Here is a 14,265-nt window from a genome sequence, read left to right as displayed (position 1 = left end):
GATCTAAGGGCATTGAAGGAAGCGACCTCCCCGAAAACCCCACCACAAACGCGCTATCGTAGGCTCGCCCGCGTCGCCGCCGGAGCCAGTTCGACGTCGCGCCCTCTCGTTTGCGGGGGGGACGACGCAGCGGCCCGGCCTGATGTAGGATCGTCGGACGCCGGGTGAATCACCCGCGTCTTGCGGTGGTCTGGTCGAAAGGAAAAGGCGTGACGGGGAACAGTTGGGAAAGGGTGCCGATCGATGCGCAGAGCGTCGGGGCGCCGTTGTCGCATGCGGCGATCTTCCTGGTCCTGAAGGTGGAAACGGGCGATGACGCCCTGGCCAAGGTCCGTTCCACGCTGGGCGATGTCGAGGACCTGGTGAAGACGGTCGGGTTTCGCGACCTGTCCGCCCGCCTGTCGTGCATCGTCGGCGTCGGCAGCGACCTGTGGGACCGGTTGAGCCCCGGGCGCCGTCCCAGCGAGCTGAAGCCGTTCACGCCCATCGCCGGCGACCCGCACCACGCCCCGTCGACGCCCGGTGACCTGTTGTTCCACATCCGCGCCGAACGGCCCGACATCTGTTTCGAGTTCGAGCGTATCCTGCTTCAGACGCTGGGCGCCGCGGTGTCCCTGGTCGATGAGGTGAACGGCTTCCGCTATTTTGACGCGCGCGACCTCTTGGGCTTCGTCGACGGCACGGCGAACCCCGACGGCCCCGACATCGCCGCCTCGACCCTGATCGGCGACGAGGACCCGGATTTTCGCGGCGGAAGCTATGTCGTGGTTCAGAAATACCTGCACGACATGGCGGCCTGGGGCGGCGTCTCCACCGCCTTGCAGGAAGAGATCATCGGCCGCACCAAGATCGACAATATCGAGCTGGACGACGACGCCGCGCCGCGCAAGTCGCACAAGACCCTGGCCACCATCGTCGACGCCGAGGGGGTCGAGCACGACATCCTGCGCGACAATATGCCGTTCGGCCGCGCGGGCCATGGCGAGTTCGGCACCTATTTCATCGGCTATTCCCGCCGTCTTTGGGTGATCGAGAAGATGCTCCAGCGCATGTTCGTGGGCGAACCGGCCGGCGCCTACGACCGGCTGCTGGACTTCTCGACGCCGCAAACGGGCGTGACCTTCTTCGCCCCTTCACGCGGTCTGCTTCAGAGGCTGTCGGGCGGCTGAGCGGTCGGAGCCGTTCGCAAGCCGTCGCGGATCAGTCCTGCACCTTTTCCGTGATGAAGTGGCGGCCCTGGCGGTCCTCGATCTCGACCACCCACAGGTCGGGGTCGTAGCCGCGCTGGCGGGCGACATAGGCGTCCAGCTCGCTTTCGCTGTCGCTGACGACGGGCTGGATCCACAGCCGGTCGCCGTCTGGACCGAAGGCTTCGGTATAGAGGCGGGCGGTTCGGGTCGAGGTGTCGAACACCTTGACGATGACCGAGCCGGCGCGCGCGTCGCCCTTGTTGACCACGGTCGCATAGGCGCCTTCGATCTCGGCGCGGCGGATCAGGGCGCCGACCCACAGGTCGCTGGATAGAAGCAATTCGCTAACCCTGCTCGAACACGGAACCCCAACCCTGCGCATCTAGGGTAGGGGCATGAGGATAGGCCCTTCCCCCCGTCGAACCCAAGCGCGCTTTTCGGCGCTGCTGTCGGCCGTGCTGATCGCAGGCGTTCCGGCGACCGCCCTGGCCGGCCCGGCGGACAGGTATTACGAGCGCAGCTTCGTCGTCGCCGCCCACCAGCGTTGCAACCTGTTCCAGCCTCAGCTGGCCGCCGCCCTGAACGCCGCCGCCTGGCAGGCGCGCGGCGCGGCCCTGCGCGCCGGCGCCGACGACCGCCAGATGGCCGAGACCGCCGCCCGCGCCCGCGCCCGCGCGGCGACCACCCCTTGCGCCTCCGGCGACCTGAAGCTGGTCAAGGGCCGGGTGGAGACCGCCTTCGCCGGCTGGTCGCGCACCGCCCGCATGGTGTTCCCGGGCCAGAGGGCCGACTGGACGGCCGACCGCGCCGCCTACGCCCGCCCCACCTGGCGGCTGGTTCAGACCGGCCGCACCGGCGCCTCGCCCGTCAGCATCGGGGTGGTCGGCGGCCTGAACCGGCCGGATCAACTGGCGGCCGTGGTGTCCTGGCAGGGGCGCTCGCGTCCCACCGGCGTTCGTCTGGTGTTGCGCGACAAGACGGTCGCGCCACGCCCCTGGCTGGCGCGCGACCTGCCGCCGGTCGCCCAGCGACGCGTCTTCTGGGCCGCCGGCGTGACCGACGCCGAAGAGAGCCTGCTGCCCGAAGGGCGCGAGGCGGCCCAGACCTGGACCTTCCCCGCCGCCGCCGCCGACGCCCTGTCAGGCCTGGACCCGCGCGAGGTCTTCACGGTCGAGTTCGTCTTCCGCGACGGCAGCGCGACCCGCTCGGTCTTCGAAGCCGGCGACTTCGCCGCCGGCCGCGCCTTCCTGGCGATGGGACGCGTTTAGGCCTCGGCCTTCGTGACAGGCGCTTCCGCTTCCCCCTCCGCCGGTTCGAACGGCAGGGTGGGGGGCGAGCGGACGGGCAGGCGGACGACGATGGCCGTGCCTTCGCCCAGGGTGCTGTCGATGGTCATGCGGCCGCCGTGCAGCTCGGTCAGGCTGCGCACCAGGGACAGGCCCAGGCCGGTCCCTTGCGCCTTCTGGTCGGCGCCGCCGGCCTGTTCGAACGGGCGGCCCAGGCGTTGCAGGTCCTCGGGCGCGATGCCGACGCCGGTGTCGGACACCGCCAGCTCCAGGTCCGGGCCGACGCCGTCCAGGGTCGCCGTCACCGCCCCGCCGGCCGGGGTGAACTTGACCGCATTGGACAGCAGATTCAGCGCGATCTGTTTCAGGGCGCGCGGATCGGCGTGGACCGGCAGGGCCTGCGTCGGCAGGACGGCGGCCAGATGCACGCCCTTCTCGTCGGCCTGCAGCCGCAGCAGGGCCACGGCGGCCGAAACCGCGTCGCGCGCGTCGAAGTCGGACAGGGCCAGCTGATAGCGTTCGGCCTCGATCTTGGCCATGTCCAGCACGTCGTTGATCAGGTCCAGCAGATGGCCGCCGGCCTGGTGGATGGATTCGGCATAGTCAGCGTAGCGGTCGGGCAGGGGGCCGAACAGGCGCTGGCGCATGATGTCGGCGAAGCCCAGCACGGCGTTCAATGGGGTGCGCAGTTCGTGGCTCATATTGGCCAGGAAGCGGGTCTTGCCCGCGCTCTGGGCCTCCGCCTCGGCGCGGGCGTTCTCCAGCATCAGTTCGCGGGCGAACTGGGCCGTGCCGTCGAAGGCCTGGGCGATCAGGCGAGGCGGTTCGTCGGGCCGATCGAACCGTCGCAGGATCAGAACCACCCGCCGATCCAGGGCGGTGCGGGGGGTGAACAGGATCTCGGTCGGCTGGCTGGCGAAGGCGCGCGACAGGGCCGCCGACACGGCCGGACGATCCGGCGCATGGACGGCGGCGACCAGACCCTGATCCGCCAGGGCCGAAACCGACAGGGCCGGGGGGGCGGCGCCCCAGTGGGCCGTGGCGCGGCCCGCCGTGTCCAGCACCAGGGTCAGGGCCGGTTGGTCGCCGAGGAGGGCGGTCAGGCGGGCGCTGTCGGCCTCGGCGGCGGTCAGGCGGCGGCGGCGCTCGCCCCAGGTCAGGCGCAGGGCGGCGATCAGGGCGATCAGGACCAGAAGGCCGGAGGCAGCGGCCAGCGCCGGCGCGGCCGCAGGGGTCGGGTTGACCCAGGCCGAGATCAGCCCCGACAGCAGGGGCAGGATCACGGCGACGGCGCCCAGCCGCGTCAGCCGGTCGTCGCCGACGCGGGCGTGGTCCAGGGCGATCCCCGCGGTCAGCGGCAGCAGCACAAGGCCCGGAACCGGCCCGGTCGCCCCGCCCGTCAGTCCGGCCGCCGCCGTCGCCGCCAGCAGCCACCCCCCCATGACCAGGAACCGCAGGCCGGCGGTGTCGCGCGCCATCAGGACCACGCCCAGCACGCCGGGCAGGGCCGTCAGCAGAAGGGCGGTCTGGGTCGTCGGCGCCAGGATCGCGCCCGGAAGGGTATGGGCGATCAGGGCCGCCAGGCTGACCATCACGGCCCAGCCGGCGTGCCAGATGGCGACCAGGGAGGCGCCCGACCCCCGCTCGGGCGGCAGGGCGCGCGCATCGGCGATGCGGCGGTCCTCCTGAAAGCGATGGTGCTGGTGAATGTTCAAACGACGGGCTGTGGTTCTTTCCGGGGATCAAACTACCCCTGGCCTTGAGTCGGCGCGAGGCCGCTCCCCCCTCGGGCGACTTTCCCGGCGACGTTCACCATGAATTTCAGGGGACAAAGCCGATGGTTGTCGTTAACGGCCGCCCGGCCTATCTGGCGCCCATGACCGCGCGCACGCCCCCGACCGACACCCTGGACCAGACCCTGGCCGACCTGGCCGAGGATTTCGACCTGCTGGGCGACTGGGAGCAACGGATCGAATACGTCATCGAACTGGGCAAGGGCCTGGCGCCGTTGGACGCGGCCGACCGGATCGAGGCGAACAAGGTGCCGGGCTGCGCGGCCCAGGTCTGGCTGGCGACGACGCAGGACGACGGACGGCTGTGGTTCGCCGCCGACAGCGACAGCGCCCTGTCCAAGGGCAATATCGCCCTGCTGCTGAAACTCTATTCCGGCCGCACGCCGGCCGAGATCCTGGCCTTCGACGCCCGCGCGGCGCTGGATCGTCTGGGCCTGCCCGCGGCCCTGACCCGCCAGCGCGCCAACGGCCTGAACAGCATGGTGGGCCGCATCCGCGAGGCGGCGCTGGCCGCGGGGTGAGGCGAGCTCACCCGATCCCATAGTGTTCGGCCAGCGCCTGGAGCCCCTGTTTCAGCAGGGTCTTGCCCTGGCGGCGGCGCAGGCCCAGCCCCGTCTCGGCCAGTTTCAGGCTGTCGCCGTGGACGCAGATGCGGTTCAGGATCGGGCGCAGGCGCGGACCGGCGGCGGCCAGGGCCGCCTCGACCCGGCGCGCGGCGGACAGGGCGCGGTCGCCTGGCTCGGCCCGGCCGGCGCCCCAGGCCGCTCCGCCCGAGCCGGCGCGGGGCAGGGCGTCCCAGCGCATGGTCAGGGCCGCGCCGCACATCGCCGCCTCGGCCTCGGCGCGCAACCGTTCGCCGGCGGCGGCCTCGGCCGGCGTCAGCCATGGGCGGCCGGATACGTCCTTGCGCCGCGCCAGCCAGGCGATCGGGCTTTCGCCCAGGTTGGCGGTCTTGCGGACCAGGCGGCCGGCCTCGTCGATCAGGTCGCGCTCGCCCGCGATCAGGCCGGGCCGGCCAGCCGGGGGGCTGTTCCCGTGCGCGACTGCGGCGCGCGCGATCCAGCCGCCCTGGGCGCGCGGGCTCAGTCCGGGGCGGACGACCAGGGCGCGGAACGCGGCCTCGTCCAGGGTCAGGCTGATCCGGCCGCGCCGGTCCGGCCCCAGCCGCAGCGCATAGGTCGCTCCTTCCGCGCCCAGCCAGGCGCCGGGGCGGGCCAGCAGGGCGCGCGCCCGTTCGACCGCCCGGCTCATGGCGCCAACTCGCAGGCGGGCGCGTGATAGAGGTCCTGGATACAGGTCTCCAGCCGGCTCAGCAGGTCGTCGACGGCCTTGCGGTCCCGCTCGTCCTCCGCCCAGCGGCAGGCGCTGCTCGCCGTGGCCCGGTTCATGCCGAACACATGGGCCACCCGCTCCAGCGTCCAGCCGAAGGCGATGTGCGACAGATACATGGCCAGCCAGCGCGCGCGCGAACTGCGGGGATCCAGCCGTCCCCCGCCCACCATCCGCTCCGGCCGCGTTCCCGTCCGGGCCGCCACCAGATGCACGGCCAGGCCCGCCTTGACCCGATCCTCCTCGCTGACCGGAACCCGATACTCCTCCAACATGACGCCCTCTCGTTTCGATCATCCGACGGCGCTCATTCTGAAGCCGTCTGAACCTGCAATAGGAATAACATCCTATTCAACGTCAGAAGCGGTCGTGACGCCTTGGAATACCTCAGGTTGCGTCGGCGCGATTGGGCGGCTCGCAGGGCGCGAGCCTGCGCGGGCGGACGTCATGGTTAATAAATTTCGAATCGTTGACTCGCGACTCTCGACGCCGATTCGCAAATCAGCCTAGGATTCGACTCAATCGAATGGCGTTAACCCTTCTTAAGGTTTTCACCTCTTAACCTGCGAACAAGGTTACTCGGCCGTGTGCCTGGGTGCTTAACGCAAAGCTATGGCCTGGAGGGGCACGAATGCGCGTCCTGTTGATTGAAGACGATCACGCAACTGCCCAAAGCATCGAGCTGATGCTGAAGTCCGAAGGCTTCAACGTCTACACGACCGACCTGGGCGAAGAAGGCATCGATCTGGGCAAGATCTATGACTACGACCTTATTCTGCTGGACCTGAACCTGCCGGACATGAGCGGCCTGGAAGTGCTGCGTCAGCTGCGCGTGGGCAAGATCAACACCCCGGTCATGATCCTGTCGGGCAGCCACGAGATCGAAACCAAGGTCAAGACCTTCGGCGGCGGCGCCGACGACTATCTGACCAAGCCCTTCCACAAGGACGAGCTGATCGCCCGCACCCATGCGGTGGTCCGTCGCTCCAAGGGTCACGCACAGGCCATCATCCACACCGGCGACATCGCGGTGAACCTGGACGCCAAGACGGTGGAGGTGCACGGCCACCGCGTCCACCTGACCGGCAAGGAATACCAGATGCTGGAGCTGCTCTCGCTCCGCAAGGGCACGACCCTGACCAAGGAAATGTTCCTGAACCACCTTTACGGCGGCATGGACGAGCCCGAGCTGAAGATCATCGACGTCTTCATCTGCAAGCTGCGCAAGAAGCTGGCCACCGCCGCCGACGGCAAACACTATATCGAAACCGTCTGGGGCCGCGGCTACGTCCTGCGCGACCCGGCCGAGGCGGGGCAGAGCGTCGCCGCCTGATCGGTCTTTCGATCCAAGGATCACGAAACAAACGCCCGCCGGAAACGGCGGGCGTTTTTTATTGGCCTTCGAACCCCGCCGCCAGGGCCGCCGCCATCGGATTGGGGCGGCCGAAGCTGTCGAAGGGCAGGGGCTTGTCCTTGCCGTCGTCCTTGTCGCCCTGGCGATACGAGCTGTCGGTGTCGCGCAGGCCCCAGACGGTGAAGGCGAACTGCTGGGCCCTGGGCAGGGCGGCGAAGGCCTGGGCCAGTTCCGTCACGCGCGCGGACTGGGCGGTCAGGCGCTGGGCCTGGCTGCGGAAATCCAGCCGGTCTTCGGTGCGCAGGGTGCAGTCCAGTTCGGACACATGGATCGGCAGGCCGAACTGGGCGGCCTCGCGCATGAAGGCGGCGATGACGCCGGGCTGGATGTCGATCCACAGGTGGGATTGCAGCCCCAGCCCCTGTAGCGGACAGCCGGCCTTCAGCAGCCGTTCGACCAGTTTCAGGAACTGGGCGCCCTTGGCCGGCACGCTTTCCTGATTGTATTCGTTCAGGAACAGGACGGCCTCGGGATCGGCGGCGCGCGCCTGTTCGAAGGCGCGCAGGATGTAGCCGTCCTGGCCGTAGCGGGCGCTCCAGTGGCAGTCGCGCATCCCCGACCCGTCGTCCAGGATCGGTTCGTTGACCACGTCCCAGCTGCGGACCTTGCCGCGATAACGGCCGGCGACCGTGGCGATATAGCCGTCGAAGGCGCGGTCGAAGGCGGCGCCGGACAGGCCGGCGAACGCCTCTTTCCCCTGCGAATACCAGATCAGGGTGTGGCCGTGCATCGCCATGTCGTTCGCCTGGCCGAAGGCGGCGATGCGGTCCGAACGGTCGAAGTTGGGGCGGTCCAGGCCGTCGGCCAGGATGTATTCCATCTTCATCTCCCACTCGGGCGTCAGCTGGGAGACGTTGGCGCGGGCTAGGGCGACCCAGTCGGGATCGTCGATCTGGAGCGCCTTGATCGCCGTGCCGAAGGGGGCGGGCGAGACGGATTTCAGCGGTGGCGCATCCGGCGGCGTCGGCTCGGCCGAGGCGAAACGGTCGCAGGCGGCGAGGGCGAGGGGCGCGGCGAGGAGGGCGCGGCGGGTCGGCGTCAAAGGTCTCCCTGCCTCGCAGGGGGAGGGAGGCGTCTGTCGGTCGTCAGACTGCACGTTTCCGCAGGCCCAGTTCGTCGAAGGCGGCGGTTTCGCGCTTGGCGAGGGCGATCAACTGGTTCAGGCGGGTGGTCTCGGCGACGTGTTCGAACTTCTTCAGCTCTTCGAAGGCGCCGGTCAGGGCGTCGCGGGCGCCGGCCTCCTCGGCGTCCAGCACCGACAGGTCGCCCTCGGCCTGGGCCTTCCTGGCCTTCCAGCCGTTCAGATAGGCGCCCAGCATCATGCCGGCCTCGGCGTCCAGACGGGCGCGGTCGCGTTCGGCCTCGGCCTCGGCGTCCAGAACGGCGATGCGGACCTGGGCGCCGGCGCGGCGTTCGGCGATCTCGGCCAGACGCTTCTGCAGCGTCTCGACCTCGTAGTTGGAGATGCGGATCAGGGATTGAGCCCAAGCGGTCATTTCGTCGTCACTCTCTGATCATGCCTTGGTTCAGGATTGCTTCCAGCCGGGTAAAGGAATCGGAAAGACGCGTCGCATCGTCCTTGTCCTGACCCAGAAAATCTTCCAGCGCCGGGTTCAGGGCGATGGCCCGGTCCACGATGGGGTCGGCGCCGGTGCGGTAGGCGCCGATCTTGATCAGCTCTTCCATGTTGGCGTAGGCGCTCAGGCACTGGCGGGCGCGCTTGTTCAGCTCGCGCTCGGGCGGGGTCTGGCAGCCGGGCAGGGTGCGGCTGACGGATTTCAGCACGTCGATGGCGGGGAAGCGTCCGCGCTCGGCGATCTTGCGGTCCATGACGATGTGCCCGTCCAGAATACCGCGCACGGCGTCGGCGATCGGCTCGTCATGGTCGCCGCCGTCCACCAGCACGGTGAACAGGGCGGTGATGGGCGCCGCCGTCGTGCCGTCGGGGCGGATCGGGCCGGGTAAGCGCGCTCCAGCAGTTTGGGCAGTTCGGTGAAGACGGTGGGGGTATAGCCCTTGGTCGTCGGCGGTTCGCCCGCCGCCAGCCCGATCTCGCGCTGGGCCATCGCAAAGCGGGTGACGCTGTCCATCAGGCACAGGACCTCCAGGTCCTGGTCGCGCAGATATTCGGCGATGGCCATGGTCATATAGGCCGACTGACGGCGTTTCAGGGCCGGCTCGTCACTGGTGGCGACCACGACGACGGCGCGTTTAAGCCCCTCTTCGCCCAGGGTTTCCTCCACGAACTCGCGCACCTCGCGGCCCCGTTCGCCGATCAGGCCGACGACCACGGCGTCGCAGGTCGCCTCCTTGGCCAGCATGGACAGCAGCACCGACTTGCCCACGCCCGATCCGGCGAAGATGCCCAGGCGCTGGCCCCGGCAGGTGGTGGTGAAGACGTCCATCGCCCGCACGCCCAGGTCCAGCCTCTCGCCGACCCGGCCGCGCGAATGGGCGGGCGGCGGGGGCGCGCGCAAGGGGTAGGGGGCGGGGCCTTGCGGTAACGGCCCCTTGCCGTCGATCGGCTGGCCGAAGGCGTCGATGATGCGGCCCAGCCAGGCGGTGGGGGGGCGCACGCTGGCGGCCTGTTCGATGATGCGGATGTCGGCGCCGGGGGCCACGCCTTCGACCGGGCCGAAGGGCATCAGCAGGGCCTTGGAGTCGCGAAAGCCGACGACCTCGGCCGGCAGGGGATCGTGGCCGCGCCGCCCGATCTCGGCCCGGGCGCCGACCGCCAGACGCGACAGGCCGCCGCGCGATTCGATCAGCAGGCCCGACACGCCCGCCACCTTGCCGGTGACGACCAGCGGGTCGATCGCTTCGACGGCGGCGACGAGATTGCGCAAGCGGACGACCCCAGGAACAGGCCTCAATCCATCGCACATCGTGGTTAACGAGCGATGAAGCCGGCCCTGGGCCAGAGCGTATCGAGTGCAATCTAAGGGCGTTTCCTTACGCAGTTATGCGTAGTGTTTGCAACCTCTGGGTGAAAGACTCTGGAAAGGAATTCGGGCGAATGGTTCGGGTAACAATGGCTCTCGACGGGGGTTCGAGATGTTCAACAGGCGTCGCGTTTCAGATCAGGCCGGTCAGCGGCTGATCGACATGGAAGCCAAGATGGCGGCCATCGGCCGATCCCAGGCGTTGATCGAGTTCAATCTCGACGGCACGATCATCGAGGCCAACGAGAACTTCCTGAAAACCATGGGCTATGAGCTGTCCGAGATTGTCGGCGCCCATCACCGTCAGTTCATGAATCCGCAGGAGGCGGCCTCTGCGGAATACGCCGCCTTCTGGCGCGACCTGAACGCCGGCCGCTTCCTGGCCCAAAAGTTCCGTCGCCTGGCCAAGGGCGGACGCGAGGTCTGGCTGCAGGCCTCCTACAATCCGGTGCTGGGGCCTGACGGGCGGCCGGTCAAGGTCGTCAAGCTGGCCGTCGACATCACCGAGGCGGAACAGGCGGCCGCGCGCGCCGAGGTCGAGCGGGTCGCGACCGAACAGGCGCAGCATGCCCTGGTCGAGGCGCTGGGCGCGGCTCTGGCGAAACTGTCGGCCGGCGATCTGACGGCGCGGGTGACGGCCGAGATGCGCGGCGCCCATGTGCGGGTGAAGGACGATTACAACGGCGCGGTCGAGAGCCTGCGCCAGACCCTGGACCAGGTGCTTCAGGCCGTCGCCACGCTGAGGGGCGGGGCGGACGAGATTTCCGGCGCCGCCGACGACCTGTCGCGCCGCACCGAACAGCAGGCGGCCTCGCTGGAGGAAACCGCCGCCGCCCTGGACCAGATCACCGCCACCGTGGCCCGCAGCGCCGAGGGCGCGCGCCAGGCCTCGGCGGCGGCGGCCGGCGCACGGGCCGAGGCCGACCGTTCCGGCGAGGTGGTGCGCCAGACCGTCGCCGCCATGGACGGCATCCGCAAGAGCTCGGGCCAGATCGGCGAGATCATCGGCGTGATCGACGAGATCGCCTTCCAGACCAATCTGCTGGCGCTGAACGCCGGGGTCGAGGCCGCGCGGGCGGGCGAGGCGGGACGCGGCTTCGCCGTCGTCGCTTCCGAGGTGCGGGCCCTGCCCAGCGCTCGGCCGAGGCGGCCAAAGAGATCAAGACCCTGATCGGCGCCTCGACGGCGGACGTGTCGCAGGGCGTCAAACTGGTGGACGAGGCCGGCGCCGCCCTGGGCGCCATCGCCCAGAAGGTCGCCGAGATGGACGCCCTGGTCGGCGAGATCGCCGCCTCGGCCCAGGAGCAGGCCACAGGGCTGAGCCAGGTGAACGGCGCCGTCAACCAGATGGACCAGGTCACACAGCAGAACGCGGCCATGGTCGAGCAGACGACCGCCGCCGCCCTGAACCTGAAGGCCGAGGCCGACCAGCTGGCCACCCTGGTGGAACGGTTCGAGACGGGCGGGGACCGCATTCCGGTCGCGATGACGCGCGCGGGCGCGCCGCCCATTCCCCTGGCTCGGGAACGATCACGCATCCGCGCCTTTGCAGGCGGCGGCGTCACCGCGGCCGCGACGGACGACTGGCAGGAGTTCTGACGCTAAGAACCCGTCAGCAGCGCGGTCAGGGCGTTTCGGTCGGGATGCGTTCGGGCCGGGTCGTGGCGATGGCCCCGACCGAGGCGACGACGATGAAGGCGATGGCCAGCCACTGCTGGGCGGTGAGATGCTCGTGCAGTATGGCCAGGGCCGCCAGGGCGCCGACCGCCGGCTCGGCGCTCAGCACCACGCCGAAGGTGCGCTTGGGGATCGAGCGCATGGCGAACATCTCGAACGTATAGGGCAGGGCGCTGGAGAACAGGGCCACCGCCGCCCCGGCCAGCAGCAGGGCGGGGTTCAACAGGGCCGCGCCTGCATGGACCAGGCCGAAGGGCACGACCACCAGGGCCGCCACGCTCATGCCCGTCGCCACCGTCTGGCCGGGATGCAGGTGGGACAGCCGCTTGCCGAACACGATGTACAGCGCCCAGAACACGCCCGCCAAAGCCGCCAGGCCCATGCCGCCGGGGTCCAGCGCCCCCGCGCCGCCGCCCAGCGGCAACAGCAGGGCCAGCCCCGCCACCGCAAAGCCGATACAGGCGAAATGGACGGGCTTTCTGGAATGGATCAGGGCCAGAGACAGAGGGCCCATGAATTCGATGGCGATGGCCAGTCCCAGGGGAATGGTGCGCAGGGACATGTAGAAGCTGAGGTTCATCGCCCCCATGACGGCGCCGTACAGGGCGACGCCGATAAGGTCCTGTCGGTTCAGCCGCGCGCGCCAGGGCCGGAACACCAGGACCAGCAACAGGGCCGACAGGCCGACGCGATAGGCCGACACGCCTTGCGCCCCCACCATGGGAAACAGCGTCTTGGCGAAGGAGGTGCCGCACGCCAGCGTCGCCATGCCGGCGAACAGGGCGGCGTATGGGATCAGCCGCCCCATCAAGGGCGAGGTCAGGCGGGACTTCAGGGCCATGGTTGTCATGGGGCTTGAATAGCCGGTTCCGGCTTGCGCTTCTCGCCGATTTCCGGCCTGATTGCGCCTGAAATCGTCATGAAAGGCAATCCAATGACGGAATTCGTCGCCATCGACGATTTCGACCGCAAGCTGCTGGCGCGCGTCCGGCGCAACAATCTGGAGCCCGCCCGTGTGACGGCCGAGGCGGTGGGCCTGTCGGAATCGGCGGTGCTGCGCCGCCTGCGCCGCCTGCGGGCCGAAGGGGTGATCGTGCGCGACGTGGCCGTGATCGACCCCGCCCGCGTCGAGCCGCGCATCGTCCTGCACGTCCTGGTCGAGATGAACACCCAGGACCGCAAGGTGATGGAGGCCTTCCAGCGGGCCATGAAGGCCAGTCCCGAGGTGCAGGGCTGCTGGGACGTGACAGGAGAGACCGACTATCTGGTCATGGTCGCCGTGCGGTCGATGCAGGACTACGAGGCCTTCGGCATCCGCGAAATGGTCCCCGACAAGGGGGTGCGCGGCTTCAAGAGCATGATCGTGATCCGCGAGGTGGTCGGTTTCGACCCGGCCCGCGCCGTGCTGGGGCGTTAGGGTTCGGACGGAGGGGCGGCGAACGCGTCATCAGCCCTTCTATCGGCGCCCTTAGAAATCCTCGCCGACGGCCTCTTGCGGATCGCGGTCCGGCCTTATCTGTTATGCAGGCCGAACAGACGCACCGGAGACCTCCCCATGACCGACTTCAGCTACGACGCTTCCCGCCACCTGAAGAAGGGGCGGGGCAAGGTCTATGACTCCATCGTCGACACCCTGGGCGACACGCCCATCGTGCGCCTGCCGCGTCTGTCGGCCGAATACGGCGCCAAGGCGACGGTCCTGGCCAAGCTGGAGTTCTTCAATCCCATCGCCTCGGTGAAGGACCGGATCGGCGTGGCCATGGTCGAGGCGCTGGAGCAGGCGGGCAAGATCGACAAGGACACCGTCCTGATCGAACCGACCAGCGGCAACACCGGCATCGCCCTGGCCTTCGTCGCCGCCGCCAAGGGGTTGAAGCTGATCCTGTGCATGCCCGAGAGCATGTCGATCGAGCGGCGCAAGATGCTGGCTCTCCTGGGCGCCCAGCTGGAGCTGACGCCGGCAGAAAAGGGCATGAAGGGCGCCATCGCCCGCGCCCAGGAACTGCTGGAGACGACGCCGAACGCCGTCAGCCCCTCGCAGTTCGAGAACGTGGCCAACCCCGCCATCCACCGGGTCACGACGGCCGAGGAGATCTGGAACGACACGGACGGGGCGGTGGACATCGTCGTCGCGGGGGTCGGCACGGGCGGCACCATCTCGGGCGTCGGCCAGGCGCTGAAGGCCAGGAAGCCTTCGGTCCGGATGATCGCGGTGGAGCCGGAGGCGTCGCCGGTCCTGTCGGGCGGCCAGCCGGGTCCGCACAAGATCCAGGGCATCGGCGCGGGCTTCGTGCCGGCCGTCTACGACGCCTCGGTGGTGGACGGGGTGGAGCAGGTCTCCAACGACGACAGTTTCGACATGGCCAGGAAGGCCGCCCGCGTCGAAGGCATCCCGGTCGGCATCAGCTCGGGCGCGGCCCTGACGGCGGCCTTCCGCCTGGCCGCGCGTGAGGAGAACGCGGGCAAGACCATCGTGGTCATCATCCCGTCCTTCGCCGAACGCTATCTGTCGACGGCCCTGTTCGAAGGGCTGTAAGCGGAGCCTTTCTCCGGCTCGGGTGTTTCGCCTTCGACGCGCGTGGGGCTCCGCCTGTCCATGGCGGAGACCGCGCGCGGCGGATCAACAACGCCGGA

The 14,265-nt window shown here is 69.4% G+C and carries 13 protein-coding genes and 2 pseudogenes; 7 read left to right on the top strand and 8 right to left on the bottom strand.

The features are described from left to right. Positions 1-209 precede the first annotated feature (209 nt). The gene (locus ACWPV3_RS00315; protein WP_453976407.1) at positions 210-1,169 is read left to right on the top strand and encodes a Dyp-type peroxidase; all 960 of its coding nucleotides are present in this window, start codon (positions 210-212) and stop codon (positions 1,167-1,169) included. Between the two features lie 31 nt (positions 1,170-1,200). On the opposite strand, the gene ACWPV3_RS00310 is transcribed toward ACWPV3_RS00315, so the two are convergent. Continuing rightward, positions 1,201-1,530 (bottom strand): DUF1491 family protein, encoded by a 330-nt coding sequence (locus ACWPV3_RS00310; RefSeq protein ID WP_292086789.1) that lies wholly within the window; start codon positions 1,528-1,530, stop codon positions 1,201-1,203. A 55-nt stretch (positions 1,531-1,585) separates the two neighbouring features. Between ACWPV3_RS00310 and ACWPV3_RS00305 the strand changes: the two genes are divergently transcribed. Next, the gene (locus ACWPV3_RS00305) at positions 1,586-2,458 is read left to right on the top strand and encodes a hypothetical protein (protein ID WP_453976406.1); all 873 of its coding nucleotides are present in this window, start codon (positions 1,586-1,588) and stop codon (positions 2,456-2,458) included. Here ACWPV3_RS00305 and ACWPV3_RS00300 read toward each other — a convergent pair. After that, entirely contained in the window at positions 2,455-4,191 is a 1,737-nt protein-coding gene (locus ACWPV3_RS00300) for a sensor histidine kinase (protein ID WP_453976405.1), read from the bottom strand. The two genes, ACWPV3_RS00305 and ACWPV3_RS00300, sit on opposite strands and share 4 nt — an antisense overlap. Positions 4,192-4,352: 161 nt before the next feature. On the opposite strand from ACWPV3_RS00300, the gene ACWPV3_RS00295 reads away from it, so the two are divergent. After that, a complete protein-coding gene (locus ACWPV3_RS00295; RefSeq protein ID WP_453978477.1) occupies positions 4,353-4,790 on the top strand; it encodes a SufE family protein in 438 nt (145 codons plus the stop codon). Positions 4,791-4,797: 7 nt separating this feature from the next. Here ACWPV3_RS00295 and ACWPV3_RS00290 read toward each other — a convergent pair whose 3' ends face one another. Further along, positions 4,798-5,520, bottom strand: coding sequence for a DUF6456 domain-containing protein (locus tag ACWPV3_RS00290; RefSeq protein ID WP_453976404.1), 723 nt, complete (start codon positions 5,518-5,520; stop codon positions 4,798-4,800). Next, entirely contained in the window at positions 5,517-5,873 is a 357-nt protein-coding gene (locus ACWPV3_RS00285) for a chromosomal replication initiator DnaA (RefSeq protein WP_453976403.1), read from the bottom strand. The genes ACWPV3_RS00290 and ACWPV3_RS00285 overlap by 4 nt, the downstream gene beginning before the upstream one ends. A gap of 356 nt (positions 5,874-6,229) precedes the next feature. On the opposite strand from ACWPV3_RS00285, the gene ctrA reads away from it, so the two are divergent. Continuing rightward, positions 6,230-6,931 (top strand): response regulator transcription factor CtrA, encoded by a 702-nt coding sequence (gene ctrA, locus ACWPV3_RS00280; RefSeq protein WP_292086794.1) that lies wholly within the window; start codon positions 6,230-6,232, stop codon positions 6,929-6,931. A 58-nt stretch (positions 6,932-6,989) separates the two neighbouring features. On the opposite strand, the gene ACWPV3_RS00275 is transcribed toward ctrA, so the two are convergent. The 3 genes and pseudogenes from ACWPV3_RS00275 to fliI all read right to left on the bottom strand — a co-directional run bounded on the left by ACWPV3_RS00275 (position 6,990) and on the right by fliI (position 9,858). Further along, positions 6,990-8,054 carry an endo-1,4-beta-xylanase gene (locus ACWPV3_RS00275; RefSeq protein WP_453976402.1) on the bottom strand — a complete coding sequence of 355 codons (1,065 nt, stop codon included), beginning with the start codon at positions 8,052-8,054 and terminating at the stop codon, positions 6,990-6,992. 43 nt (positions 8,055-8,097) lie between these two features. After that, entirely contained in the window at positions 8,098-8,508 is a 411-nt protein-coding gene (locus tag ACWPV3_RS00270) for a flagellar export protein FliJ (RefSeq protein ID WP_292086796.1), read from the bottom strand. 7 nt (positions 8,509-8,515) lie between these two features. Beyond that, positions 8,516-9,858: pseudogene (gene fliI / locus ACWPV3_RS00265) on the bottom strand (flagellar protein export ATPase FliI). Between the two features lie 208 nt (positions 9,859-10,066). Here fliI and ACWPV3_RS00260 point away from each other — a divergent pair. Beyond that, positions 10,067-11,553, top strand: a pseudogene (locus ACWPV3_RS00260) (methyl-accepting chemotaxis protein). 25 nt (positions 11,554-11,578) lie between these two features. Here the strand turns inward: ACWPV3_RS00260 and ACWPV3_RS00255 are convergent. Further along, positions 11,579-12,481, bottom strand: a complete 903-nt coding sequence (locus ACWPV3_RS00255) for an EamA family transporter (RefSeq protein ID WP_453976400.1) — start codon at positions 12,479-12,481, stop codon at positions 11,579-11,581. An 84-nt stretch (positions 12,482-12,565) separates the two neighbouring features. Between ACWPV3_RS00255 and ACWPV3_RS00250 the strand changes: the two genes are divergently transcribed. Both ACWPV3_RS00250 and cysK read left to right on the top strand, forming a co-directional pair. After that, a complete protein-coding gene (locus ACWPV3_RS00250) occupies positions 12,566-13,048 on the top strand; it encodes an Lrp/AsnC family transcriptional regulator (RefSeq protein WP_292086801.1) in 483 nt (160 codons plus the stop codon). A gap of 138 nt (positions 13,049-13,186) precedes the next feature. Continuing rightward, positions 13,187-14,167, top strand: a complete 981-nt coding sequence (gene cysK, locus ACWPV3_RS00245; protein ID WP_453976399.1) for a cysteine synthase A — start codon at positions 13,187-13,189, stop codon at positions 14,165-14,167. Positions 14,168-14,265 lie beyond the last annotated feature (98 nt).

Source organism: Brevundimonas sp. Marseille-Q4549 (assembly GCF_976940555.1).
The sequence above is the reverse complement of the archived record's forward strand: the minus strand, read 5'-3'. Positions and strand labels throughout refer to the sequence as shown.